Source organism: Pseudomonas congelans (genome assembly GCF_900103225.1).
GTDB classification, from domain to species: domain Bacteria; phylum Pseudomonadota; class Gammaproteobacteria; order Pseudomonadales; family Pseudomonadaceae; genus Aquipseudomonas; species Aquipseudomonas congelans.
In genome coordinates this window covers 236,040-257,807 of sequence record NZ_FNJH01000006.1, presented here as the reverse complement: position 1 = coordinate 257,807, position 21,768 = coordinate 236,040, and the positions used below count along the sequence as shown (strand labels likewise).

The 21,768-nt window shown below is 60.7% G+C and carries 21 protein-coding genes; 10 read left to right on the top strand and 11 right to left on the bottom strand.

The window, feature by feature from the left end; all coding sequences use genetic code 11:
- Positions 1–6: 6 nt before the first annotated feature.
- Entirely contained in the window at positions 7–1,374 is a 1,368-nt protein-coding gene (gene radA / locus BLR20_RS20325) for a DNA repair protein RadA (RefSeq protein WP_002555235.1), read from the bottom strand.
- A 195-nt stretch (positions 1,375–1,569) separates the two neighbouring features.
- Between radA and mscL the strand changes: the two genes are divergently transcribed.
- On the top strand, positions 1,570–2,016 hold the full coding sequence (gene mscL / locus BLR20_RS20320) for a large-conductance mechanosensitive channel protein MscL (protein ID WP_054992785.1): 447 nt from the start codon (positions 1,570–1,572) through the stop codon (positions 2,014–2,016).
- Between the two features lie 440 nt (positions 2,017–2,456).
- Here mscL and BLR20_RS20310 read toward each other — a convergent pair whose 3' ends face one another.
- On the bottom strand, positions 2,457–3,233 hold the full coding sequence (locus BLR20_RS20310) for a ferredoxin--NADP reductase (RefSeq protein WP_032614743.1): 777 nt from the start codon (positions 3,231–3,233) through the stop codon (positions 2,457–2,459).
- A gap of 335 nt (positions 3,234–3,568) precedes the next feature.
- On the opposite strand from BLR20_RS20310, the gene BLR20_RS20300 reads away from it, so the two are divergent.
- Together BLR20_RS20300 and BLR20_RS20295 are read left to right on the top strand one after the other, a co-directional pair.
- Positions 3,569–3,802, top strand: coding sequence for a helix-turn-helix domain-containing protein (locus BLR20_RS20300; protein ID WP_003340758.1), 234 nt, complete (start codon positions 3,569–3,571; stop codon positions 3,800–3,802).
- A gap of 130 nt (positions 3,803–3,932) precedes the next feature.
- Positions 3,933–5,057: a methyltransferase gene (locus tag BLR20_RS20295; RefSeq protein WP_054993133.1), complete on the top strand. Its 1,125-nt coding sequence runs from the start codon at positions 3,933–3,935 to the stop codon at positions 5,055–5,057.
- 92 nt (positions 5,058–5,149) lie between these two features.
- Here BLR20_RS20295 and BLR20_RS20290 read toward each other — a convergent pair whose 3' ends face one another.
- The 3 genes from BLR20_RS20290 to BLR20_RS20280 are packed head-to-tail and all read right to left on the bottom strand — an operon-like array spanning position 5,150 to position 7,789.
- Positions 5,150–5,317 (bottom strand): DUF2474 domain-containing protein, encoded by a 168-nt coding sequence (locus tag BLR20_RS20290; protein WP_002555239.1) that lies wholly within the window; start codon positions 5,315–5,317, stop codon positions 5,150–5,152.
- A 21-nt stretch (positions 5,318–5,338) separates the two neighbouring features.
- Complete coding sequence (gene cydB / locus BLR20_RS20285; RefSeq protein WP_032614747.1) at positions 5,339–6,346, bottom strand: cytochrome d ubiquinol oxidase subunit II; 1,008 nt, start codon at positions 6,344–6,346, stop codon at positions 5,339–5,341.
- Between the two features lie 3 nt (positions 6,347–6,349).
- On the bottom strand, positions 6,350–7,789 hold the full coding sequence (locus tag BLR20_RS20280; protein ID WP_004416056.1) for a cytochrome ubiquinol oxidase subunit I: 1,440 nt from the start codon (positions 7,787–7,789) through the stop codon (positions 6,350–6,352).
- Between the two features lie 3 nt (positions 7,790–7,792).
- Between BLR20_RS20280 and BLR20_RS27875 the strand changes: the two genes are divergently transcribed.
- Complete coding sequence (locus tag BLR20_RS27875) at positions 7,793–7,939, top strand: hypothetical protein (protein ID WP_162235654.1); 147 nt, start codon at positions 7,793–7,795, stop codon at positions 7,937–7,939.
- Between the two features lie 274 nt (positions 7,940–8,213).
- Here BLR20_RS27875 and BLR20_RS20275 read toward each other — a convergent pair whose 3' ends face one another.
- Genes BLR20_RS20275 through BLR20_RS20265 form a run of 3 tightly spaced genes read right to left on the bottom strand, consistent with a single transcriptional unit; the run spans position 8,214 to position 11,928 of the window.
- A complete protein-coding gene (locus BLR20_RS20275; RefSeq protein WP_054993132.1) occupies positions 8,214–10,415 on the bottom strand; it encodes a xanthine dehydrogenase family protein molybdopterin-binding subunit in 2,202 nt (733 codons plus the stop codon).
- Entirely contained in the window at positions 10,412–11,401 is a 990-nt protein-coding gene (locus BLR20_RS20270) for an FAD binding domain-containing protein (RefSeq protein WP_054993131.1), read from the bottom strand. Before BLR20_RS20270 ends, BLR20_RS20275 begins: the two co-directional genes overlap by 4 nt.
- Positions 11,398–11,928: a (2Fe-2S)-binding protein gene (locus tag BLR20_RS20265; RefSeq protein WP_003368718.1), complete on the bottom strand. Its 531-nt coding sequence runs from the start codon at positions 11,926–11,928 to the stop codon at positions 11,398–11,400. Before BLR20_RS20265 ends, BLR20_RS20270 begins: the two co-directional genes overlap by 4 nt.
- A 265-nt stretch (positions 11,929–12,193) precedes the next feature.
- Here BLR20_RS20265 and BLR20_RS20260 point away from each other — a divergent pair, with 265 nt between their 5' ends.
- The 5 genes from BLR20_RS20260 to BLR20_RS20240 all read left to right on the top strand — a co-directional run bounded on the left by BLR20_RS20260 (position 12,194) and on the right by BLR20_RS20240 (position 18,287).
- Positions 12,194–13,489: an NCS2 family permease gene (locus BLR20_RS20260; protein ID WP_010437528.1), complete on the top strand. Its 1,296-nt coding sequence runs from the start codon at positions 12,194–12,196 to the stop codon at positions 13,487–13,489.
- Positions 13,486–14,571, top strand: coding sequence for a tRNA (uridine(54)-C5)-methyltransferase TrmA (gene trmA, locus BLR20_RS20255; RefSeq protein WP_010437526.1), 1,086 nt, complete (start codon positions 13,486–13,488; stop codon positions 14,569–14,571). Before BLR20_RS20260 ends, trmA begins: the two co-directional genes overlap by 4 nt.
- 371 nt (positions 14,572–14,942) lie before the next feature.
- The gene (locus BLR20_RS20250) at positions 14,943–16,229 is read left to right on the top strand and encodes an MFS transporter (RefSeq protein WP_054993136.1); all 1,287 of its coding nucleotides are present in this window, start codon (positions 14,943–14,945) and stop codon (positions 16,227–16,229) included.
- Between the two features lie 170 nt (positions 16,230–16,399).
- The gene (gene ypfJ, locus BLR20_RS20245) at positions 16,400–17,293 is read left to right on the top strand and encodes a KPN_02809 family neutral zinc metallopeptidase (protein ID WP_010435328.1); all 894 of its coding nucleotides are present in this window, start codon (positions 16,400–16,402) and stop codon (positions 17,291–17,293) included.
- Between the two features lie 4 nt (positions 17,294–17,297).
- On the top strand, positions 17,298–18,287 hold the full coding sequence (locus tag BLR20_RS20240) for a hypothetical protein (RefSeq protein WP_010435331.1): 990 nt from the start codon (positions 17,298–17,300) through the stop codon (positions 18,285–18,287).
- A 255-nt stretch (positions 18,288–18,542) separates the two neighbouring features.
- On the opposite strand, the gene BLR20_RS20235 is transcribed toward BLR20_RS20240, so the two are convergent.
- From BLR20_RS20235 to BLR20_RS20225, 3 genes are all read right to left on the bottom strand, one after another.
- Complete coding sequence (locus tag BLR20_RS20235) at positions 18,543–19,133, bottom strand: HAD family hydrolase (RefSeq protein ID WP_054993130.1); 591 nt, start codon at positions 19,131–19,133, stop codon at positions 18,543–18,545.
- Positions 19,130–19,999: an acyl-CoA thioesterase II gene (gene tesB / locus BLR20_RS20230; protein ID WP_054993129.1), complete on the bottom strand. Its 870-nt coding sequence runs from the start codon at positions 19,997–19,999 to the stop codon at positions 19,130–19,132. The genes BLR20_RS20235 and tesB overlap by 4 nt, the downstream gene beginning before the upstream one ends.
- Positions 20,000–20,137: 138 nt before the next feature.
- On the bottom strand, positions 20,138–20,707 hold the full coding sequence (locus BLR20_RS20225; protein ID WP_003313831.1) for a GNAT family N-acetyltransferase: 570 nt from the start codon (positions 20,705–20,707) through the stop codon (positions 20,138–20,140).
- 120 nt (positions 20,708–20,827) lie between these two features.
- Here BLR20_RS20225 and BLR20_RS20220 point away from each other — a divergent pair, with 120 nt between their 5' ends.
- Positions 20,828–21,745: a histone deacetylase family protein gene (locus BLR20_RS20220; RefSeq protein WP_054993128.1), complete on the top strand. Its 918-nt coding sequence runs from the start codon at positions 20,828–20,830 to the stop codon at positions 21,743–21,745.
- Positions 21,746–21,768 lie beyond the last annotated feature (23 nt).

The window sequence follows — 21,768 nt, the reverse complement described above, 5'->3', positions numbered from 1 at the left end:
GCGAGGTTACTCGAACAGCGCATCCAGTGCCTGTTCCAGCCGCGTAACGGCAATGATCTGCAAGCCGGGCGGCGCTTCCTTCGGTGCGTTGCCCTTGGGCACGATGGCGCGTTTGAAGCCGTGCTTGGCGGCCTCCTTGAGGCGCTCCTGGCCGCTGGGCACCGGCCTGACTTCACCGGATAGCCCCACCTCACCGAAGACCAGCAAGTCATGCGGCAGCGGGCGATTGCGCAGACTGGACATGACCGCAGCCATCAAGGCGAGGTCGGAGGCGGTTTCCAGCACCTTCACACCGCCTACCACGTTGAGAAACACGTCCTGATCGTGGGTGGGAATGCCGCCGTGGCGGTGCAGGACCGCCAGCAGCATGGCCAGACGATTCTGATCCAGACCCAGCGTCACGCGGCGCGGGTTGGACATGTGACTGTCGTCCACCAGTGCCTGCACTTCCACCAGCATCGGCCGCGTGCCTTCCCAGGTGGCCATGACCACACTGCCCGGCACTTCTTCCTGCGCACGTGTCAGAAAAATCGCCGACGGGTTGGAGACTTCTTTCAGGCCCTTGTCGGTCATGCCGAACACGCCCAGCTCGTTGACCGCGCCAAAGCGGTTCTTCACCGCACGCAGCAGGCGCAGACGACCGTCCGACTCGCCCTCGAAATACAGCACGGTATCGACCATGTGCTCGAGCACACGCGGACCGGCCAGGGCACCTTCCTTGGTGACGTGACCGACCAGAAAGATCGCCGTGCCGCTCTGCTTGGCGTAACGCACCAGCAAGGCGGCGCTTTCGCGAACCTGCGACACCCCGCCAGGGGCAGACTGCAGCTGTTCGGTGAAAATCGTCTGGATCGAATCGATCACCATTACCTTGGGCTTCTCCACCTTGGCGGTGGCAATGATGGTCTCGATACAGGTTTCGGTCATGACCCGCAGCTTGTCCTGCGGCAGACCCAGACGCCGGGCGCGCATGGCGACCTGCTGCTGGGATTCCTCACCGGTGACATACAGCGCAGGCATGCGCTGGGCGATGTTGCACAGCGTCTGCAAGAGGATAGTGGACTTGCCGATGCCGGGGTCGCCGCCGATGAGCACCACCGAACCGTCAACCAGACCGCCGCCGAGCACCCTGTCCAGCTCGGTGGAGTTAGTGGAGAAACGCGGGATCTCTTCGACGCTGACCTCTGCCAGGGTCCTGATCTGCGCCTGCGAACCGGTCCATCCCGTGCGCCCGGTGGGCGGCGCGGCGGCACCGCTTTCAATCATGGTTTCGACCAGTGTGTTCCAGGCACCGCATTCGCTGCACTGACCCGCCCACTTGGGAAATGTCGCGCCGCACTCAGTGCAGCCGTACAAGCGTTTGGCCTTGGCCATGACAACCCCAGTCGTTAAAAAACGCCCATGATAACGCAGCTTGCAACACCTGCCAGTCGCCAGGCGACAACTGCTTTTGAAAACCGGATAAAACTTACACGGACGACTCCGGTCGATTGAACGTAGCGCGGGCGGCAAGAGCGCGGCTGGGCTACACTTAATTCGATCAAATTTATCTGTTACAAGGAATTACCCATGAGCGTGCTTACAGAATTCAAGGCATTCGCGGTCAAAGGTAACGTGGTCGATATGGCCGTCGGTATCATCATCGGCGCGGCATTCGGCAAAATCGTTTCTTCGTTCGTCGGCGATGTCATCATGCCGCCGCTGGGCCTGTTGATTGGTGGCGTGGACTTCAGCGACCTGGCGGTCACCCTGCGCCCCGCGCAAGGGACTGCCCCGGCAGTACTGCTGGCTTACGGCAAGTTCATCCAGACCGTCATCGACTTCATCATCGTCGCGTTCGCGATCTTCATGGGCGTCAAGGCCATCAACCGCCTGAAGCGCGAAGAAGCCAAGGCACCTACCCTGCCGCCGACGCCTTCCAAGCAGGAAGTCCTGTTGAGCGAGATTCGTGACCTGCTCAAGGAACAGAACACACCGGCAGCGCCAGTCACTGTCGACCCTGCTCGCCCGCTTTGATTGATTAAGGCCTAAAGCTGCAGGCCAAAGTCCCTGCGCAGTGCTTTTCAACCGCTATGGCACTGACAACGCAGAGTGCGACGTTAGTGACGGCTGAGCCCTGGCGCTGATCCGGGGGTAGCCTGGCGGGACGCCAGGCTAGCCGCACCGGACCATGGATGGCCCGTTGCGGCGACCCCCGGATCAGTGACAGGGCGAAGGAACCCGACGAAGTCGGGCCGGAAACGGAGCTGCGGGCTTTGCTTACTTTGGCCCCTCAAAGTAAGGCGCCGTAAGGGCGCAAAGGTGACCTGAGCCAAACACCAATCCACCTGACATCACAGAACCGCTGTGTGACGCAGAGCGTCACGAACTGCATTCCCACGCGGAGCGTGAGGAACGATAGTTATGTGACTATCGTGCCAATGCTCGGCACGATAGCCATCGCTAGCCGCCAACCATCACCAATACGTCTCCACCGCCACCTGCCCAGGCTTGCGTGACAGGCTCAGGCGCATGTCGCGCTGCTTGAGAATCGCCCGCGTGTCATCGATCATCTGCGGGTTGCCGCACAGCATCACCCGCGAATGCTCCGGCGTGAGAGCAATGCCAGCAGCGCGCTCCAACTCTCCGTTCTCGATCAACTGCGTGATCCGCCCATTCAATGCGCCGGGATACTGCTCGCGGGTCACCGTGGGCAGAAACAGAAACTTGTCAGCGTATTCAGCCAGGTACTCACGCTGCATCAGTTCGGCAATCAGTTGCTGATAGGCCAGCTCGCGCGACTCACGAACGCTGTAGACCAGAATCACCCGTTCGAACTTCTCCCAGACCTCGAAATCCTGAAGGATCGACAGAAACGGTGCGACTCCCGTCCCTGTGGATAACAGCCAAAGATCACGCCCATCAATAAAGCGATCCAGAGTCAGATAACCAAACGCCTGCTTTTCCACCAGCAGGCTGTCGCCTTCACGCAAGCGGCTCAACTCGCTGGTGAATTCGCCATCCGGAACCACGATGGAAAAGAACTCCAGAAATTCATCGTGCGGAGAAGAAACCATCGAGTAGGCGCGCCATACGACTGAACCGTCGGCCTTGGTCACCCCGAGACGCGCAAACTGTCCGGCACGAAAGCGAAAACCGGGATCACGCGTGGTGCGCAGGGTAAACAGGTTCGCGGTCAACGGCGTAACACGCTGCAGTGTCTGGCGGGTGAATTTATCGTCACTGACGGTCATGGTGCGCTTTGAACTCCTGAATATGAAAGCAGAACCCAGTGTCCCGCAAAGCAGGCTCGATAAACACCGGCTGTTTGTGATGGATTAACCGGCAGCGGGCTCTGCCGCTTAGAGTATTTGGTTCTTGGATCAGCTCCTTCAGGGTCGAACACACACAGGACGAATTGCCCCGCCCCTTCTCGCGCGCGGGTTTCAGCCGGCAGGCCGACAACACGCCGCCAAGTGCCATCAGCCCATCCGTCCGGCTGAGCGGCGTGCCCACAGATTGCCGTCTATTTATTCCTAGACTGGATAAACACCCAGCAAGGTCTGTACACGTACTGCAAGGAGGCTACATGAACACGATGGACATAAATTTCTCACAGCCCTCGCCAGCAAAAAACCTGACTCAGAGAGAAATCGAAGTCCTCAAGTGGTCCGCTGAAGGCAAAACAGCTGGCGACATCGCAATGATCCTCTGCCTGAAGGAGCGCACCATTCACTTCCACATTGCCAGCGCCATTCAAAAAATGGGGGTCTGCAACAAGACGGCTGCAGCCGTACAAGCCGCGCTCAGCGGAATGTTCTGACAAAACGGGCAATCACCGCGTAATCAGACAGGTATCGGAACGAAAAAATACGTAAAATCGTCTGTCTCAGCGAGCCCACCTGTCATCGGGCTCACTGACATACCTTCGATTGCACAGAGTTTTCCCGCCAATGCCCCTGCTCATCAGTCCCTTCGCTGAACTTGATCTCATTCGCCAACCCGAGCAACAGGATGAGCCCCTGCAGGCATTCGATGCCGCTGACGAGTACCTGCTCAATCATGTTGCAGAAGCAGGGCTGAGCCTGCAAAGCCGGGTTCTGGTGCTCAATGACAGTTTCGGCGCCCTGGCCGCAAGTCTTGCACCGCATGCCACTGTCATCAGTAGTACTGACTCGTTTCTGGCGGCGCAGGGTCTGGAAAAGAATCTGGCGCGCAACGGCATGAGCTACGACGCAGTGCCGCACATTCCGGCCAGCGAAGCGTTGCAGGGGCCCTTCGACTGGGTGCTGATCCGCGTGCCCAAGACCCTGGCGCTGCTCGAAGAGCAACTGATACGCCTGCAAGGGCAGCTGGCCCCCGGCGCACGGGTTATCGCTGCAGCAATGGTCAAGCATTTGCCGCGTTCGGCTGGCGACTTGCTGGAGGAATATGTCGGACCGGTCCAAGCCTCGCTGGCAGTGAAAAAAGCCAGGCTGCTGTTTGCCACGCCACAGCCCATGGAAGTGCGGACCTCGCCCTACCCGACCCGCTACCGGCTGGATGAACCGGCCATCGAACTGCTCAACCATGCCAATGTGTTCTGCCGCGACGGGCTGGACATCGGCACTCGCGCCTTCCTGCCTCATCTGCCGAGAAACCTTGGTACGGCAAGGGTCGCAGACCTGGGTTGCGGGAATGGCGTGCTGGCCATCGCCAGTGCGCTGGACAACCCGCAGGCACATTACACGCTGGTCGACGAGTCATTCATGGCCGTGCAATCGGCAGCCGAGAACTGGCGGGCGACGCTGGGTGATCGCGACGTACGGGTTCAAGCAGGCGACGGTCTGGAGATGCACGAGCCTGACTCGCTGGATGTGGTGCTGTGCAACCCGCCCTTCCACCAGCAGCAAGTGGTAGGCGACTTTCTGGCCTGGCGGATGTTTGTTCAAGCGCGTGCAGCGTTGGTGACCGGCGGGGCGCTGTACATCGTCGGCAATCGTCACCTGGGTTATCACACCAAGCTGTCGCGCCTGTTCCGCGGCGTCGAACAAGTCGCCGCCACGCCGAAATTCGTGATTCTGAAAGCCCGCAAGTAGCCCGCGCCCAAGGCACAAAAAAAGACCCCCTTGCCACGCGAGTGGCAAGAGGGTCGCAAAACGTGTCCGCAGACACGAACGGGAATTCAGTATCAGTGTGTCGTCAGGCCCGCTGCGCTCATGAACATGCGCATCAGGCTGGCCACGATGAACAGCGCGAATACGCTGCCCGCCCAGATTCCGACCAGCCAGGCCAGTCGTTGCCAGAGCGGCTTGCTCAGCGCCGGATCAGGATCGTGCATGGAATTTTTACCAGACATCGTCATTCTCCTCGGTTCGGACTAGTGATAACCGTCTGCAGCCGTCACCTTGCCGCGGAACACGTAGTAGCTCCAGAAGGTGTAGCCCAGGATGAACGGAATGATGAACAGCGTGCCCACCAGCATGAAGCCCTGGCTCTGCGGCGGCGCGGCGGCTGCCCAGATCGATACCGAAGGCGGGATGATGTTTGGCCACAGGCTGATGCCCAGGCCGCTGTAACCCAGGAAGATCAGCAACAGGGTCAGGAGAAACGGCGTGTAGTGGGCATTGCGGGCAACCGCCTTGAACAGACCGTACATGGTCACCAGTACCAGAATCGGTACGGGCATGAACCAGAACAGGTTCGGCATGCTGAACCAGCGATGCGCGATATCAGCGTGGGCCAATGGCGTCCACAGACTGACCACGGCCATGACCGCAAGTACCGCCAGAGCCAGCGGCCGTGCCAGATCATGCATCGCCTTCTGCAGCGAGCCTTCGGTTTTCATGATCAGCCAGGTGCAGCCCAGCAGCGCATAGGCGACGATCAAGGCCAACCCGCAGAACATCGGGAATGGCGAGAGCCAGTCCAGCGAGCCCCCGGCAAACTGGCGATCGACCACCGGGATGCCTTCAATGTAGGCACCCAGCGCCACGCCCTGGAAGAAGGTCGCAGCCAGCGAGCCGCCGATGAACGCCTTGTCCCACCAGTGACGCTTCAGCTCGGTCGCCTTGAAGCGGAACTCGAACGCCACGCCACGAAAGATCAGGCCCATGAGCATGAACATCAACGGCAGGTACAGCGCAGAGAGGACCACCGAGTAGGCCAGCGGGAATGCACCGAACAGTGCCGCACCGCCCAGCACCAGCCAGGTTTCGTTGCCGTCCCAGACCGGCGCGACGGTGTTCATCATCACGTCGCGGTCGGAACTGTCCTTCATGAACGGGAAGAGAATCCCGATACCCAGATCGAAGCCGTCCATCACCACGTACATCATGATGCCGAAGACAATGATGATGGCCCAGATCAGCGGAAGATCGATACCCATGGCTTAAATCCCCTTGCCGTGACGGTCAAGATTGTCGCCATCTTCTTCGCCTTCAACAGCGGCGGAGAGCGGACGGGCCGGTGTGCGTTGCTGGCCGGGACCACCGTGCGGCACATGTTCGACGTAGGCTTTCGGCCCTTTGCGAACCAGACGCATCATGTAGCCAAGGCCTGTGCCGAAGAGCACGAAGTAGACCACCACGAACAGCACCAGAGTGATGCTCATCTGCGCCACGCTGTGCCCGGACGAAGCATCCGCAGTACGCATCAGGCCATACACGACCCAGGGCTGACGGCCGATTTCAGTGGTGAACCAGCCGGCGAGAATGGCGATCAGGCCAGACGGCCCCATCCACAATGCCAGGTACAGGAAGGGACGCGAGTTATACAGCGTGCCGCGCTTGCGCAGCCACAGGCTCCACAGACCGGTGAAGATCATCAACATGCCAAGGGCGACCATGACCCGGAACGACCAGAACACGATCGTCGAATTAGGACGATCTTCAGGCTTGAATTCCTTGAGCGCCGGCACCTGCTTATCGAGACTGTGGGTCAGGATCAGGCTGCCCAGATAAGGGATTTCCACCGCGTACTTGGTACGTTCTTCCTTCATGTCGGGAATGCCGAACAGGATCAGCGGGGTCGGTTCGTCACCGACGTTCTCCCAGTGACCTTCGATGGCAGCAATCTTCGCGGGCTGATGCTTGAGCGTGTTCAGACCGTGGAAGTCACCGACGACAGCCTGGACAGGCGCCACCAGCAGGGCCATCCACATGGCCATCGAGAGCATCTTGCGCACCGCAGGTGTGTCGCGGCCCCGCAATAGGTGCCAGGCGGCCGACGAACCGACGAAGAACGCTGTTGCCACAAACGCGGCAATTGCCATGTGCGTCAGGCGATAAGGGAACGACGGGTTGAAGACCACGGCGAACCAGTCAGTCGGGATGATCCGACCGTCGATGATCTCGAACCCCTGCGGTGTCTGCATCCAGCTGTTGGACGACAGAATCCAGAAGGTGGAGATCAGCGTGCCGATGGCAACCATTACCGTGGAGAAGAAGTGAAGGTTGCGCCCGACACGGTTCCAGCCGAACAGCATCACGCCGAGGAAGCCCGCTTCCAGGAAGAACGCGGTCAGTACCTCGTAGGTCAGCAGCGGCCCGGTCACAGCACCTGCGAAGTCTGAGAAGCGGCTCCAGTTGGTGCCGAACTGGTAAGCCATGACAAGTCCGGAAACCACGCCCATGCCGAAGTTGACTGCAAAAATCTTCGACCAGAAGTGGTACAGGTCACGGTAGACGTCATCGCGGGTCTTCAGCCACAGACCTTCGAGCACAGCCAGGTAACTTGCCAGACCGATGGTGATGGCAGGAAACAGGATGTGAAACGAAATCGTGAATGCGAACTGAATCCGGGCGAGATCTATAGCCTCTAAACCGAACATAAGATGTTCCTCTCTCAGATGAAACGTGCTGCCGGCCGCAAGCCAACAGCGATTGCCCCCACGGTAATGAGTGCTTATGTTTCTTTTATTCTGGCGTTTCCAATGGCGAAAACGCTGGTCGGTGCACTGATCATTGCCTTAACGCAATGATGCAGATCAATCGACCCTCAAAGAGTAGTCCTGTTCAGCCATTAAAGTCGTGTGGTCTATTGTCGCGTGGCGGGTTGTCTCACCTGCAGAGCGATTGCAGACGCGGAGCACTTTCGGACGCCTATCGTTCCTCACGCTCCAGCGTGGGAATGCAGTTCGTGACGCTCCGGGTCACACCTGCGCCGCACCGCCTGCGCAAGAGGATGCAGAGCGTCACTAACTGCATGCCAACGCAGAGCGTTGGCATGCTGGGCAGTTGGATTTGAGCTCGCTGTTACAACAGCTTATCCAGCGTGATCGGAAACTCACGGATCCGCTTGCCGGTGGCGTGGTAGATCGCGTTGGCGATCGCTGCCGGCACACCCACGATACCGATTTCGCCGACGCCCTTGGAACCCAGCGCGTTGACAATGTCGTCGTGTTCTTCGACAAACAGCACGTCGATGTCGCCAATGTCAGCGTTCACCGGAATGTGGTACTCGGCCAGGCTGTGGTTCATCGGGCGGCCCAGGTCGTGGTCAAGCATCGCTTCTTCCTGAAGCGCCATTCCCATACCCCAGACAACGCCACCCAGAATCTGGCTGCGCGCCATTTTCGGATTAACTACCCTGCCCGCGGCCACGGCACTGACCACACGATTGACCTTGATAGTGCCCAGATCCTCGTCGACCAGCACCTCAACGAACACCGCCGAGTGCGTCGCTGCGGCGTAGGCTTCGCGCTTCTTGTCCGGCTCGGCGTCGACTTGCACCTCGATAACCCCGTGGGCCTGAGACGCTGCCAGTTCGGCCATCGATAGCGCCTGATCGCCCACGTATAGCTTGCCCGCCTCGAAGCGAACCTCATCCGGCGTCACAGAAGCGAATTGCGGATGCAGCCCCTTGGCAACTTCCAGTACCTGACGCTGCAACGCCTGACAGGCCTGCTGCACCGCAGTACCAACTGAGGAAACCGTGAACGAGCCACCCTGCAACGGCGCAGTCGGCAACGAAGAGTCACCCAGCAGGAAGCTGACGTTATCCACCTCGATACCCGACGACTCTGCAGCAATCTGCGTCATGACGGTATAGGTGCCGGTGCCGATATCGGTGGTGGCACTGCTGACCACCAGCTTGCCGTCTGCTTGCAGACGCGCTTTGGCGCTGGCCTTCATCTGCATGGCCTCCCAGACACCACCCGCCATGCCCCAGCCGACCAGCTGGCGGCCTTGACGCATGCTGCGAGGCTCAGGGTTGCGACTGGACCAGCCAAAGCGTTCGGCGCCCTGGGCGTAGCATTCGCGCAATTCCTTGCTCGAATACGGCTTGTCTTCGTTACCGTTGCGCTCGGCGTAGTTGGTCAGGCGCAGGCGCACCGGATCGATGGCCAACGCGTAAGCCAGTTCGTCCATGGCGCATTCCAGGCCGATCATGCCCAGGGCAGCACCCGGCGCACGCATGTCGAGCGGCGTGAAGACATCCAGCGGCACCAGTTTGTAGGTCAACTGCACGTTGTCGCAGTGGTAGAGCATGCCGCTCCACTCCACGACGTGCTCGCTGAAGTCCTCGAAACGCGAAGTCTGCCCGATCGCCTCATGACCGACCGCCAGCAAACGACCGTTGGCAGCCGCGCCCAGACGCAGACGCTGAATGGTTCGCGGACGATAACCGAAGGTGAACATCTGCTGGCGGGTCAGCGTCAGGCGTACGGAGCGCTTGAGGTGCAGAGCAGCCATCACCGCCAGCGGCAGTTGATATTGCGGGCGCAGGCCGGAACCGAAGGCACCACCGACAAAGGCGGCCAGTACAAGGATCTTGTCCTTTTCCAGGCCGAAGACCTTGTGCAGGTAGTCCTGACAGTTTTGTGTGCCCTGCGTCTTGTCGTGAATCTGCAAGCTGCCGTCGGCCTGATACAGGACGGTCGACGCATGCGGCTCCATCGGGTTGTGGTATTCGCTGGGCGTGCTGTAGGTCACGTCCACGCTCAGCGCAGAGCTGGCCAGTTCGCCTTCGAAGTTGCCACGCGGCGGCGGCAATTCGGCAGGCGCGTCATAGGCGGTGTCGAGCATGGCTTGCAGGTCGGTCTGGTGCTCCTGCTGCTCATATTCGATGCGCACCAGCGAGCCTGCATGTCGGGCCAGTTCCAGCGTATCGGCGACGACCAGCGCGAGCGGTTGGCCGCTGTACATGACGTTGTCGTTATAAAAAGGACGAAACGGCGAACCGTCGGCCGAATCGGCGTCCTCATAGTTTTCGTCGTAACTGGCCAGCCACGGACGATTGGTGTGGTCGATGACAGCGACCACGCCCGGTACCTTCAACGCCTCGCTTGTATCGATGCTGGCGACGCGACCGTTGGCGATGGTGCTGGAGACCACGCTTGCATACAGCAACCCTTCTTCAGGGTATTCGCCGGCGTAACGTGCGCCACCGGTCACTTTCAAACGGCCGTCGACGCGGTCCACAGGCTTGCCCATTGGCGAAAATGGCTGGTTCATTGGGCGCTCCCTCCTGTTGCGGCATCGCTCAAGGCACGGATGATCGCGCGGCGGGCCAGTCTGACTTTGAAACCGTTGTGCTCCAGCGGCTGGGCATCTTCAAGCATGGCGTCTGCGGCAGCGGCGAAGTTCTCGCGAGTGACCGGCTTGCCGATCAGCAGCGCCTCGACCGCCTTGTCGCGCCATGGTTTGTGCGCGACGCCGCCCAATGCCAGACGCACTTCGCGAATTACGTCGCCGTCCAGATCAATGGCGGCAGCGACCGATATCAGGGCAAACGCATAGGACGCACGGTCACGGATCTTCAGATAAGCGTTATGGCTGACAAAGCCGTTGGCAGGCAGCTCGACGGCGACGATCAACTCATCGTCGGCCAACTGATTGTCCCGTTGCGGCGCATCACCCGGCAGGCGATGGAAATCCGCGAACTCGATAGTGCGGCGGCCAGCACGTCCTTGAACATGCACCACGGCTTCCAGCGCAGCGAGGGCCACACACATGTCGGACGGGTGAGTCGCGACGCAGTCTTCGCTGGCACCGAGGATCGCGTGAATGCGATTCAGGCCGGTGCGCGCCGGGCAGCCACTGCCCGGCTCGCGCTTGTTGCACGGCACGCCGGTGTCATAGAAGTAATAGCAGCGGGTGCGTTGCAGCAGGTTGCCGCCGGTGCTGGCCATGTTGCGCAGCTGCGGCGAAGCACCGGCCAGCACGGCTTTGCTCAACAGCGGGTAACGCGCTTCGACCAGCGGGTGATAGGCCATGTCGGCGTTGCTGACCAGCGCACCGATCATCAGACCGCCCGAGGCCGTCTCACTGACATCCCTTAAAGGCAGGCCGGTGATGTCGATCAGGTGCTCGGGCGTGGCAACGTTTTCTTTCATCAGGTCGAGCAGATTGGTGCCGCCGGCAATGAAACGTGTGGCAGGTCCACTCAGGTTGACCGCAGCGGTGACGTCGGTCGGCTTGCTGTAGGTAAACGGATTCATGCGTTCACCTCCGGCTTCGGCGCGGCGTTGTGGAACTGTGGCAGCGCCTCTTCGACGGCGGCGAGGATATTGCTGTAGGCACCGCAGCGGCACAGGTTACCGCTCATCAGCTCCTGAATCTCGGCACGCGTGCTGGCGCGCCCCTCATTGGCAAGCCCGACTGCCGAGCAGATTTGCCCCGGGGTGCAGTAGCCGCACTGGAATGCATCATTCTTGATGAACGCCTGCTGCATGGGGTGCAACTGGTCGCCATCGGCCAGGCCTTCAATGGTGGTCAGCTCGGCGCCGTCACACATGATTGCCAGCGTCAGGCAGGCATTGATGCGCGTGCCGTCGCGCAGTACGGTACACGCACCGCACTGGCCGTGGTCGCAGCCTTTCTTGGTGCCGACCAGATCGAGCTGATCACGCAGCAGGTCAAGCAAGGTGGTCCAGGGCAGCACATCCAGTTGGCGGAGCTGTCCGTTCAGGGTCAGGGAAATCGCGTGGGTAGCGAAGTCCTGGGGGTTCGGGGTCGTTGCACTCATGGAAACCTCACGGTAGGCGGTCACTTAGCGCACTTTTTATGCGTCTTAAGGGGTGGGACTTCGCGAGGTTTGCAACGTTCAGGCTTTCTTGATGAGCGTACTTGTCATCGAAAGGCCGTCATCCACAGGCAGCCATCCCGCCAAGCTGCTGGTATGATGCGCGGCTTTTTCCGACCCGCAAAAATCAAACGGGCTGCCCTGCAGTCTGTGCTTTGCTGCTGGAGTCGATCATTCACGACGCACGCCGCGTCACGGAGAGCCAGACATGCTGGAAAGGCTGTTTCAACTCAAGGCACACAACACCAACGTGCGGACCGAGATTCTTGCGGGCGTCACGACTTTCCTGGCGATGGCTTATATCCTGTTCGTCAACCCGAGCATCCTCGGCGAAACCGGCATGGACAAGGGCGCCGTGTTCGTCGCCACCTGTCTGGCAGCGGCCATCGGCTCGACGGTGATGGGCCTGATCGCCAACTACCCGATCGCCCTGGCGCCGGGCATGGGTTTGAACGCCTTTTTTACCTACACCGTGGTCCTGCACATGGGCCACAGCTGGCAGGTAGCGCTGGGCGCGGTGTTCATTTCAGCGGTGATGTTCTTCATCCTGTCGATCTTCCGGATCCGCGAATGGATCATCAACAGCATTCCCCTGCCCCTGCGTTCGGCGATTGCGGCCGGTATCGGCCTGTTTCTGGCGCTGATCGCCCTGCATAACGCCGGTATCGTGGTCAGCAACCCGGCGACCATGGTCGGCATGGGTGACCTCAAGCAGCCCGCCCCGATACTTGCCACGCTGGGCTTCTTTCTGATCGTGGCCTTGGATCACCTCAAAGTGCGCGGCGCTGTGCTGATCGGCATTCTGGCGGTGACCCTGGTGTCCATCGCCCTGGGCTTCTCGCCGTTTGGCGGTGTGGTGTCGATGCCGCCTTCGCTAGCGCCCACGTTCATGCAACTGGACATCATGGGTGCGCTGGACGTCGGTCTGGTCAGCATCATCTTCGCCTTCCTGTTCGTCGATATCTTCGACAACTCCGGTACGCTGATCGGCGTGGCCAAACGCGCCGGCCTGATGGGCAAGGACGGGCACATGCCGAAGATGGGCCGTGCGCTGATCGCCGACAGTACCGCCGCGATGGCCGGTTCCCTGCTGGGCACCTCGACCACCACCAGCTACATCGAGTCGGCTGCGGGCGTCAGTGCCGGTGGCCGCACAGGTCTGACCGCCGTGGTGGTCGCCGTGCTGTTCCTGCTGGCGCTGTTCTTCGCCCCGCTGGCCGGCAGCGTGCCCGCCTTCGCGACCGCCCCAGCACTGCTGTTCGTCGCGGTGTTGATGGCCTCCGGCATGGCTGAAATCGACTGGGATGACATCACGGTCGCCGCGCCGGTGGTCATCACTGCCCTGGCCATGCCATTCACCTACTCCATCGCCAACGGCATTGCCTTTGGCTTCATTTCCTGGACAGCGATCAAACTGCTGTCGGGACGCTGGCGCGAGCTGAATTCGGCGTTGGTGATCCTGTCGATCCTGTTCGTGATCAAGCTGGGCTGGTTCAACGCATGAGTGTTCCCTTCGACCCTGCGAGCTACGACCGTCAGCTCGAAGAAAAAACCGTCCGCCTGCGCGAGTTGCTGGCGCCCTTCGACGCACCCGAGCCGCAGGTGTTCGACTCGCCACGCGAACACTATCGGCTGCGTGCCGAGTTCCGCCTGTGGCGCGAAGACCAGAAGCGCTACTACGCGATGTTCGCGCCGGGCGACAACAGGACGCCGATCCTGCTTGAAGGCCTGCCGATCGCCAGCGAGCGCATCAACGCGCTGATGCCGGTGCTGCGCGAACGCTGGGAAGCCAGCCCGACGTTGAACCACAAGCTGTTTCAGGTGGACTTCCTGACCACGCTGGCAGGCGACGCGATGATCACTATGTGCTATCACCGCCCGCTGGACGCCGAATGGCAGGCCGCGGCCGAGCAACTGGCCGCCGAACTGGACGTCAGCCTGATTGGCCGTTCCAAAGGCCAGAAGCTGGTCATCGGGCATGATTACGTGACCGAGAAGCTCGACGTGGCTGGCCGCACCTTCAGCTACCGGCAACCCGAAGGCGCTTTCACCCAGCCCAACGGCACGGTGAACGGCAAGATGCTCAACTGGGCCTTCGATGCGCTGGGCGAGCGGCAGGACGACCTGCTGGAGCTGTATTGCGGCAATGGCAACTTCACCCTGCCGCTGGCCACCCGCGTGCGCAAGGTGCTGGCGACCGAAATCAGCAAGACCTCGGTCAATGCGGCGCTGAGCAACCTGGATGACAACGGCGTGGACAACGTGACGCTGGTGCGCCTGTCAGCCGAAGAACTCACCGAAGCCCTGAATGAAGTGCGCCCGTTCCGCCGTCTGCACGGTGTGGACTTGAAGAGCTACGATTTCGGCAGCGTGTTCGTCGACCCGCCCCGCGCCGGCATGGACCCGGACACCTGCGAACTGACCCGGCGCTTCGAACGCATTCTGTACATTTCCTGCAACCCGGAAACCCTGGCCGCCAACATTGCCCAACTGCACGACACCCATCGGGTCGAACGCTGCGCGCTGTTCGACCAGTTTCCGTACACCCACCACATGGAATCGGGTGTGCTGCTGGTTCGGCGTTGAGGCCCCTCTGACTGACTATCGTGCCGACGCTCTGCGTTGGCATGCCGTTCCGGACGCTCCGCGTCCTCTTGCGACGCGGAGCGTCGTGAAATGCATTCCCACGCTGGAGCGTGAGGAACGATAATCTCGTCTATCGTGCGGCGCTCTGCGTCGCATGCCTTTCCGGACGCTCTGCGTCCTCTTGCGACGCAGAGCGTCGAGAACTGCATTCCCACGCTGGAGCGTGAGGAACGATAGCGATGTAACTATCGTGCCGACGCTCCGCGTGGGCTCGTCACTGCGAAACTGTCAGAATATTTATTAGCTTCCTATCGATACGCTAGGGTATAAACCAAAAACCTGAATCAGCTGCTTCGATGGGATCCTTTTTCTTGAGCTCCGAGTCTTCCGCGCCTTCTGCCCCGGTCAAGTTGTCCAGCCAGCCCGGCTTCGTCAGTTTTATCCTCTCGCGTCTGATGGCCGTGTTTGCCATGCAGATTCAGGCCGTGGTCGTTGCCTGGCAGGTCTATGACATGACCCGTGAGCCGATGGCGCTGGCCTATGTGGGTCTTGTCCAGTTCATTCCCATGTTGCTGCTATTGATGCCTGCCGGGGACCTGATCGACCGTTACAACCGCAAGGTCATCCTGATGTTCAGCTGGGGTGTGCAGGCGATCTGTGGCGTCATTCTGCTGGTGTTCTCGGCGCTGAAGCTGCAAGACCTGCGGCTGATCTACGGCGCGCTGATGCTGTACGGCTGCGCCCGCGCCTTTACCGGTCCGGCGCTGCAAAGTCTGTTGCCGCAGATTGTCCCGCGCGACCAACTGGCCTCGGCCATCGCCACCAACAGCGTGATCATGCGCTGTTCGACCGTCGGTGGCCCGCTGATCGGTGGCTATCTGTACTGGCTGGGCGGCGCAGAGCTGACCTATTCGGTCTGCGTCGCAGCTTTCATAGCCGGCATCCTGTTTCTCGCCCCCGTGGCAACGCCCTTTGCCGGCAAGCCGGTGGAACTGGGCTCAAGCGCCTGGGGCCGGTTCACCGCGGGCATTGCCTTCATTCGCTCGCGGCCGATCATCCTTGGCACCATTTCGCTGGACCTGTTCGCCGTGCTGCTCGGCGGCGTAGTGGCGCTGCTGCCGATCTACGCCCATGAGGTGCTGCACCTGGGGCCGCAAGGGCTGGGCATGCTGCGCGCGTCGATGAGCCTCGGGGAACTGGGCGTCGGTATTTACCTGAGCATGCGCCCGCTGCAGCGCAACGTCGGCATGACCATGTTTCTCGCCGTCGGCCTGTTCGGCGTGGCGAATCTGGTGTTTGCACTGTCGACACTGTTCTGGCTGTCGTGCCTGGCCCTGCTGATCGCGGGCGCGGCGGACATGGTCAGCGTGTTCATCCGTTCGGCGCTGGTGCAGTTCTCGACGCCGGACAACATGCGCGGCCGGGTCAATGCCGTAAACATGCTGTTTATCGGCTCCTCCAACGAGCTGGGCGAGTTCCGCGCCGGCACCAGCGCCTCGCTGGTCGGCGCAATCCCTGCCGCAATTATGGGGGGTGTCTGCACGCTGGGCGTGGTCGGCGCCTGGATGACGGGCTTCAAATCGTTGCGCCAGGTCGACCGTTTTGCCGACGCCTCGCCGCCGGACGTGCTCAACGCGCAGCCCGTGAAACAGGCCTGACAGCGGCAGGTTTCAGCAAAACACAGCCACGGCACAGCTTGCGCGAACCAATCAGCCCCGTTACACCTCTATACCCTCGCATTCTGCACACGACGCTGGCCGGAACGCCGGACTGGCGTATTCGCGTATCAGCAGCGACACTCATTGCACGAAAAGAAGAGGGATCCGACATGCTCTGGAAAAAAGGCCGACGTAGCGACAACGTAGTCGATGCGCGCGATGGCGGCAGCAGTGGCGGTGGTGGCGGTGGCATGCGCATCGGCGGCAAGGGGCTGGGTATCGGCGGCATCGTGATCATCGTCGCCATCGGCCTGCTGACCGGCCAGGACCCGATGCAGATTCTCGGGCAACTGACCGGACAAGTGACCGAGCAAAGCGCCCCACCCAGCGCGCAAACGCGTGAAGCGCCGCCGGCCAACGACCAGCAGGCCGAATTCGTGCGCAGCATCCTTGGCGATACTGAAGACACCTGGCGTGCCGTGTTCGCCCAGAACGGTCGCGAATACAAGGACCCTACGCTGGTGCTGTTCAGCGGTCAGGTCAACTCAGCCTGTGGTCGCGCCACCTCGGCAACCGGTCCGTTCTATTGCCCGGCTGACCAGCAGGTCTATCTGGACATGGAGTTCTTCCGTGAAATGGCCCAGCGCTTTTCTGCCGCTGGCGACTTCGCCCAGGCTTACGTGATCGCTCACGAAGTCGGGCACCATGTGCAGACCCTGCTGGGCATTTCCGCCAAGGTCGACAAGGCTCGCCAATCCGGACAGAAAATGGAAGGAGCCAACGGTTTACTGGTCCGCCAGGAGCTGCAGGCGGACTGCTTTGCCGGTGTTTGGGCGTACAACGCACAAAATCGTTTGAACTGGCTCGAGCCGGGTGATATTGAAGAAGCATTGAACGCGGCCAACGCTATCGGCGATGATCGCTTGCAACAGCAAAGCAGTGGTCGAGTCGCTCCGGACTCGTTCACTCACGGTACGTCTGCACAGCGTGTACGCTGGTTCAAGGCAGGCTTTGCCCAAGGCCAAATCAATCAATGCGATACATTCGCCGCCAAGAGTCTCTGAGCACATGATTAAACCGCTTCTGGTCCTGTTGTTGAGCACTGCCTTCGTGAGCCTCGGGGCGCATGCCGAGGATCAAGCGGTCAATTCCATCAGCCCGGATCGCCTCGCCATCAATGGTGCCGAAGCGACCCTCGGGTTGAGCCAGGAGTGGGTACACCCCAAACCGAAGATCGAGCGCGTGGTGATCGTCCTGCACGGTCGCCTGCGCAATGCGCAAACCTACCTGCGCAGCATCGAACGTGCAGCCAACCAGTCCAGAGAGCGCGGCAAGACTTTGCTGATCGCTCCGCAATTTCTGGATGAAAGGGATATCGTCGCGCACCACTTGCCGGACTCGATACTGCGCTGGCGCCAGAACAGCTGGATGGAGGGCGCAACCTCCACCGATCCAAAGCCGGTCAGCTCGTTTCTGGTGCTGGACCACATCCTCAAGCGCCTGAGCGACAGCAAACTGTTCCCCAACCTGAAGGAAATCGTCATTGCCGGGCACTCCGGTGGTGCCCAGGTGGTGCAGCGCTACGCGATGATCGGCGGCAAGGAAGACGCCCTGCTGCAACGCGAAGGGGTGAAACTGCGCTACGTGATCGCCAATCCGTCGTCCTATGCTTACTTTGACGCGGAACGGCCTGAACCGGTAACCGCGCAGAGCTGCCCGAACTTCAACGACTGGAAATACGGCCTCAACAAGATGCCGTTCTATTCGGGGAAGGAAAAGCCGGCTGACATCGAGAAGAATTACGTGAAACGCGACATCACCTACCTGATGGGCGAGCTGGACACCGACCGCAACCACCCGGCGCTGGACAAGACCTGTGCCGCCGAAGCGCAAGGCGCCTACCGCCTGATTCGCGGGCAGAACTACTTCAACTATCTGCAGAAGCGTCACCCGGAAGGGCTGAACCAGCGTCTGGTGATCGTGCCGAAGGTCGGCCACAACGGCGACGGGATCTTTACTTCACCAGAAGGCCAGGCGGTGCTGTTCAAGCCGTTTTGAGTGATCTGGATATAACTATCGTCCCCACGCTCCGCGTTCAGCGCTACATACAAGTCCGCTTTTGATTCTGGCCGGAGGCCGTGGGAGCGAACCGGGCGACGCTTCGCTTGTTCGCGAAAGGGTCATCATAATCGTCGAAAATGCATCGACTGAAATACCGTCTTCGCGAGCAATGCGGATCGCCGCCCCGGTCGCTCCCACAAAGACTTGTGGATAACCATGAGCGCTCCGGCTGGGCACGATAAGCAGCTCAGATCACCCCAGCATCCCGCGCAGCTCTGCGCAATCCACCGCATGCCAGTCCGTCAGTTCTGGCCAGGGGTTGTCCTTCAGGTTGACCAGAATGGTCTTGGCGCCCGCCGCACGGCCGCAGTTCAGGTCATGCATGTAGTCGCCGATCATGACCATCTTTTCCGGCTCGACACTCCAGCGAGTGGCCAGCTGCAGCAAACCTGCCGGGTCCGGTTTTGGCGTCGCCTCGTCGCGGCCCAGTACATCCTCGACGGCAAAGCAGTCATCCAGGCCGATGGCCTTCAAGGTGATATACGCCAGTTCCTGAGCGTTACGGGTCAGTATGCCAAGTCGATAACCGCGCGCCGATAACTCGCGAACCAGCTCGACCGCGCCCTCGGCAGGCTGCGAAGCCAGCGCCAGCTCGCGCTCATGCTCCAGGAGCCAGGCGTGCTTGGCCGCTGACTCCTCAGCAGGCAGCGCGGCAAGATGCCCAAGAATGTCGTCGTCCTGAGGGATGCCCAATTCACGTTTGATAGCCGGGAAGTCGTGGATAGGGACGGTCAAGGTACCGTCCATGTCGAATACCCAGTGCCGTATACCGTCGAGTGTCATGCCCAATCCTTACGATGGCGGATCAGCCCTTCCTGACTGACCGATGCGACCAGTTGCCCGGCGCGGTTGAAGATACTGCCGCGCGAGAAGCCGCGCGAGTTGCCGGCCCAGGGGCTGTCCATCGCGTAGAGCAGCCAGTCATCGGTGCGCAGGTCGTTGTGGAACCACAGCGAATGGTCAAGGCTGGCGACCTGCATGTCGCGCTGCCAGACCGTCTTGCCATGCGGCAGCAATGATGTGGTCAGCAAGTTGAAGTCGGAGGCATAGGCGAGCATGTAACGATGCAGCGCCTGCACATCCGAGAGACTGCCGTCGGCACGGAACCACACGTATTTCACGGGCTCGCCGGGCTTGGGATCGTACGGATCCTCGGAGGTTACCGGGCGGAACTGGATCGGTTTGGGACGCAGAAACTTGTCGTGCATCGCTTCAGGAATCAGGTGCGCGCGGCGGGTCAGCAACTCGAATTCCGACGGCAGGTTTTCCGGGCCGACAATCTGCGGCATCGTCGCTTGGTGCTCGAAGCCCTCTTCGTCGTACTGAAACGAAGCGCTACAGGTGAAGATCGGCTTGCCCTTCTGAATGGCAGTGACGCGGCGCGTGCTGAAACTGCCACCGTCACGCACACGGTCCACTTGGTAAACCACCGGCAGACCGGCATCGCCGGGACGCAGGAAGTAGCCGTGCAGCGAGTGAACATGACGGTCCTCCTCGACCGTCTGACTGGCGGCAGACAGAGACTGACCCAGCACCTGACCACCAAACAGTTGGCGAAAGCCAAGGTCCTGACTGTGTCCGCGGAACAGGTTTTCTTCAATGGCTTCCAGCGTCAGCAACTCAACCAGATCATCCAGCACTTGGCTCATTCTCATTCCTCTCGTACATCGACTTTGCACTGGTACGGCAACAGCAGTCGCTGCATTTTCCGACAGGCCTCGGGCCCATCCCACTGGAATGGAATGATACAGATTTAAGATGGTTGGCTTAATTCAATCTGCACCTGATCAGGGCTTCAGCGTCTTGAGCCACTGCTCATGGCTGATCCGGTACAGCACGTGCGGCTTGAGCGGGTGGCCGTCCTCAAGGTTCGGGTGATCGAAACTGCCGGACTCATCCTGCTGCATACCGATTGCCTGCATCACCTTTTGTGACGGCTGATTATTGACCGCCGTGAACGACACGATCTCCTTCAGCTCCAGGCGCTCGAAACCACAGCCCAACGCGGTCCAGGCCGCCTCGCTGGCAAAGCCCAGGCCCCAGTGGTCATAAGCCAGGCGCCAGCCGATCTCCACGGCCGGTGTAAAAGGCGCCTTGAAACCCACCACATGCAGCCCGGTAAAACCGATGAACTCGCCGGTATCCTTGCGCTCCAGCGCCCAGAGCCCGAAACCCAGTTCGGCAAAATGACCCCGCAGCCGCCCGATCATGGCAGCACTTTCAAGGTGGCTCAGGGGCTTCGGAAAATAGCGCATGACGCGAGGGTCCGCACTCATCCGGGCGAACGCCGGCAAGTCATCGTCACGCCACTGCCGCATCCGCAGTCGGGCGCTATCAAGCTTGAGTATCGGTTCCATCGATTCTCCCGTGTCACGAGACATGAATGGGCTTCAGTGCAGCCGTCCGCTGCGCCACACAACTGGGCGTACGGATACTTTACTGGCACTATCGGGCTTCGGCCCTCTAACGGACGCAAAATGTCCCTACCGCTTATCTACCACGAAGACTACAGCCCGGAATTTCCGGCGGATCATCGCTTCCCGATGGACAAGTTTCGTTTGTTGCGCGATTACTTGATCGACAGCGGCCTGACCAGTGACGTTCAATTAATGCGTCCCGAGTTGTGCCCGGCGGACATTCTGGCGCTGGCTCATGATCCTTCCTACATCAGCCGCTACCTTAGCGGTGATCTGTCGCGCGAAGACCAGCGGCGTCTCGGACTGCCGTGGAGCGAGGCTCTGGCACGCCGAACCATCCGTGCGGTAGGCGGCTCGCTGCTGACGGCCGAACAGGCCCTCAAGCATGGCCTGGCCTGCCATCTGGCGGGCGGCACCCACCATGCGCATTATGACTACCCAGCGGGTTTCTGCATTTTCAATGACCTGGCGGTGATCAGTCAGTACCTGCTGCAAAGCGGCCGCGTGGACAAGGTGCTGATCTTTGACTGCGATGTGCATCAGGGTGACGGCACGGCGCGCATTCTGGCCGATACCGAGGATGCCATTACCGTCTCGCTGCACTGCGAAAAGAACTTCCCGGCACGCAAAGCGCAGAGCGACTGGGACATCCCGCTGCCAATAGGCATGGGCGACGTCGATTACCTCAACGTGGTCGATGACCTGCTCAACTACCTGCTGCCGTTCTACAAGCCGGACCTGGTGCTGTACGACGCAGGCGTGGATGTCCATAAGGATGATGCGCTGGGCTATCTGCAGCTCACCGACCAGGGGCTGGCCAATCGCGACGAAGCGGTGCTGCGTCACTGCCTGAGTCGCGACATTCCGGTCATGGGCGTGATCGGCGGTGGCTACAGCAAGGACCGCCAGGCACTCGCAAGGCGCCACGGGATCCTCCATCACAGAGCGCAACGGGTCTGGAACGACATGGGCCTGTGACCCTGCGCGGTACTTCGCCTCAG

Coding starts and splice junctions, on each gene's coding strand:
- trmA (WP_010437526.1), top strand. CDS start 13,486: ATGAGTGTTCCCTTCGACCCTGCGAGCTACGACCGTCAGCTCGAAGAA.
- ypfJ (WP_010435328.1), top strand. CDS start 16,400: ATGCTCTGGAAAAAAGGCCGACGTAGCGACAACGTAGTCGATGCGCGC.
- BLR20_RS20275 (WP_054993132.1), bottom strand. CDS start 10,415: ATGAACCAGCCATTTTCGCCAATGGGCAAGCCTGTGGACCGCGTCGAC.
- BLR20_RS20240 (WP_010435331.1), top strand. CDS start 17,298: ATGATTAAACCGCTTCTGGTCCTGTTGTTGAGCACTGCCTTCGTGAGC.
- BLR20_RS20235 (WP_054993130.1), bottom strand. CDS start 19,133: ATGACACTCGACGGTATACGGCACTGGGTATTCGACATGGACGGTACC.
- cydB (WP_032614747.1), bottom strand. CDS start 6,346: ATGGGTATCGATCTTCCGCTGATCTGGGCCATCATCATTGTCTTCGGC.
- BLR20_RS20310 (WP_032614743.1), bottom strand. CDS start 3,233: ATGACCGTCAGTGACGATAAATTCACCCGCCAGACACTGCAGCGTGTT.
- radA (WP_002555235.1), bottom strand. CDS start 1,374: ATGGCCAAGGCCAAACGCTTGTACGGCTGCACTGAGTGCGGCGCGACA.
- BLR20_RS20270 (WP_054993131.1), bottom strand. CDS start 11,401: ATGAATCCGTTTACCTACAGCAAGCCGACCGACGTCACCGCTGCGGTC.
- BLR20_RS20260 (WP_010437528.1), top strand. CDS start 12,194: ATGCTGGAAAGGCTGTTTCAACTCAAGGCACACAACACCAACGTGCGG.
- BLR20_RS20220 (WP_054993128.1), top strand. CDS start 20,828: ATGTCCCTACCGCTTATCTACCACGAAGACTACAGCCCGGAATTTCCG.
- BLR20_RS20225 (WP_003313831.1), bottom strand. CDS start 20,707: ATGGAACCGATACTCAAGCTTGATAGCGCCCGACTGCGGATGCGGCAG.
- BLR20_RS20265 (WP_003368718.1), bottom strand. CDS start 11,928: ATGAGTGCAACGACCCCGAACCCCCAGGACTTCGCTACCCACGCGATT.
- BLR20_RS20300 (WP_003340758.1), top strand. CDS start 3,569: ATGAACACGATGGACATAAATTTCTCACAGCCCTCGCCAGCAAAAAAC.
- BLR20_RS20280 (WP_004416056.1), bottom strand. CDS start 7,789: ATGTTCGGTTTAGAGGCTATAGATCTCGCCCGGATTCAGTTCGCATTC.
- BLR20_RS27875 (WP_162235654.1), top strand. CDS start 7,793: ATGTTCCTCTCTCAGATGAAACGTGCTGCCGGCCGCAAGCCAACAGCG.
- tesB (WP_054993129.1), bottom strand. CDS start 19,999: ATGAGCCAAGTGCTGGATGATCTGGTTGAGTTGCTGACGCTGGAAGCC.
- BLR20_RS20290 (WP_002555239.1), bottom strand. CDS start 5,317: ATGTCTGGTAAAAATTCCATGCACGATCCTGATCCGGCGCTGAGCAAG.
- BLR20_RS20295 (WP_054993133.1), top strand. CDS start 3,933: ATGCCCCTGCTCATCAGTCCCTTCGCTGAACTTGATCTCATTCGCCAA.
- mscL (WP_054992785.1), top strand. CDS start 1,570: ATGAGCGTGCTTACAGAATTCAAGGCATTCGCGGTCAAAGGTAACGTG.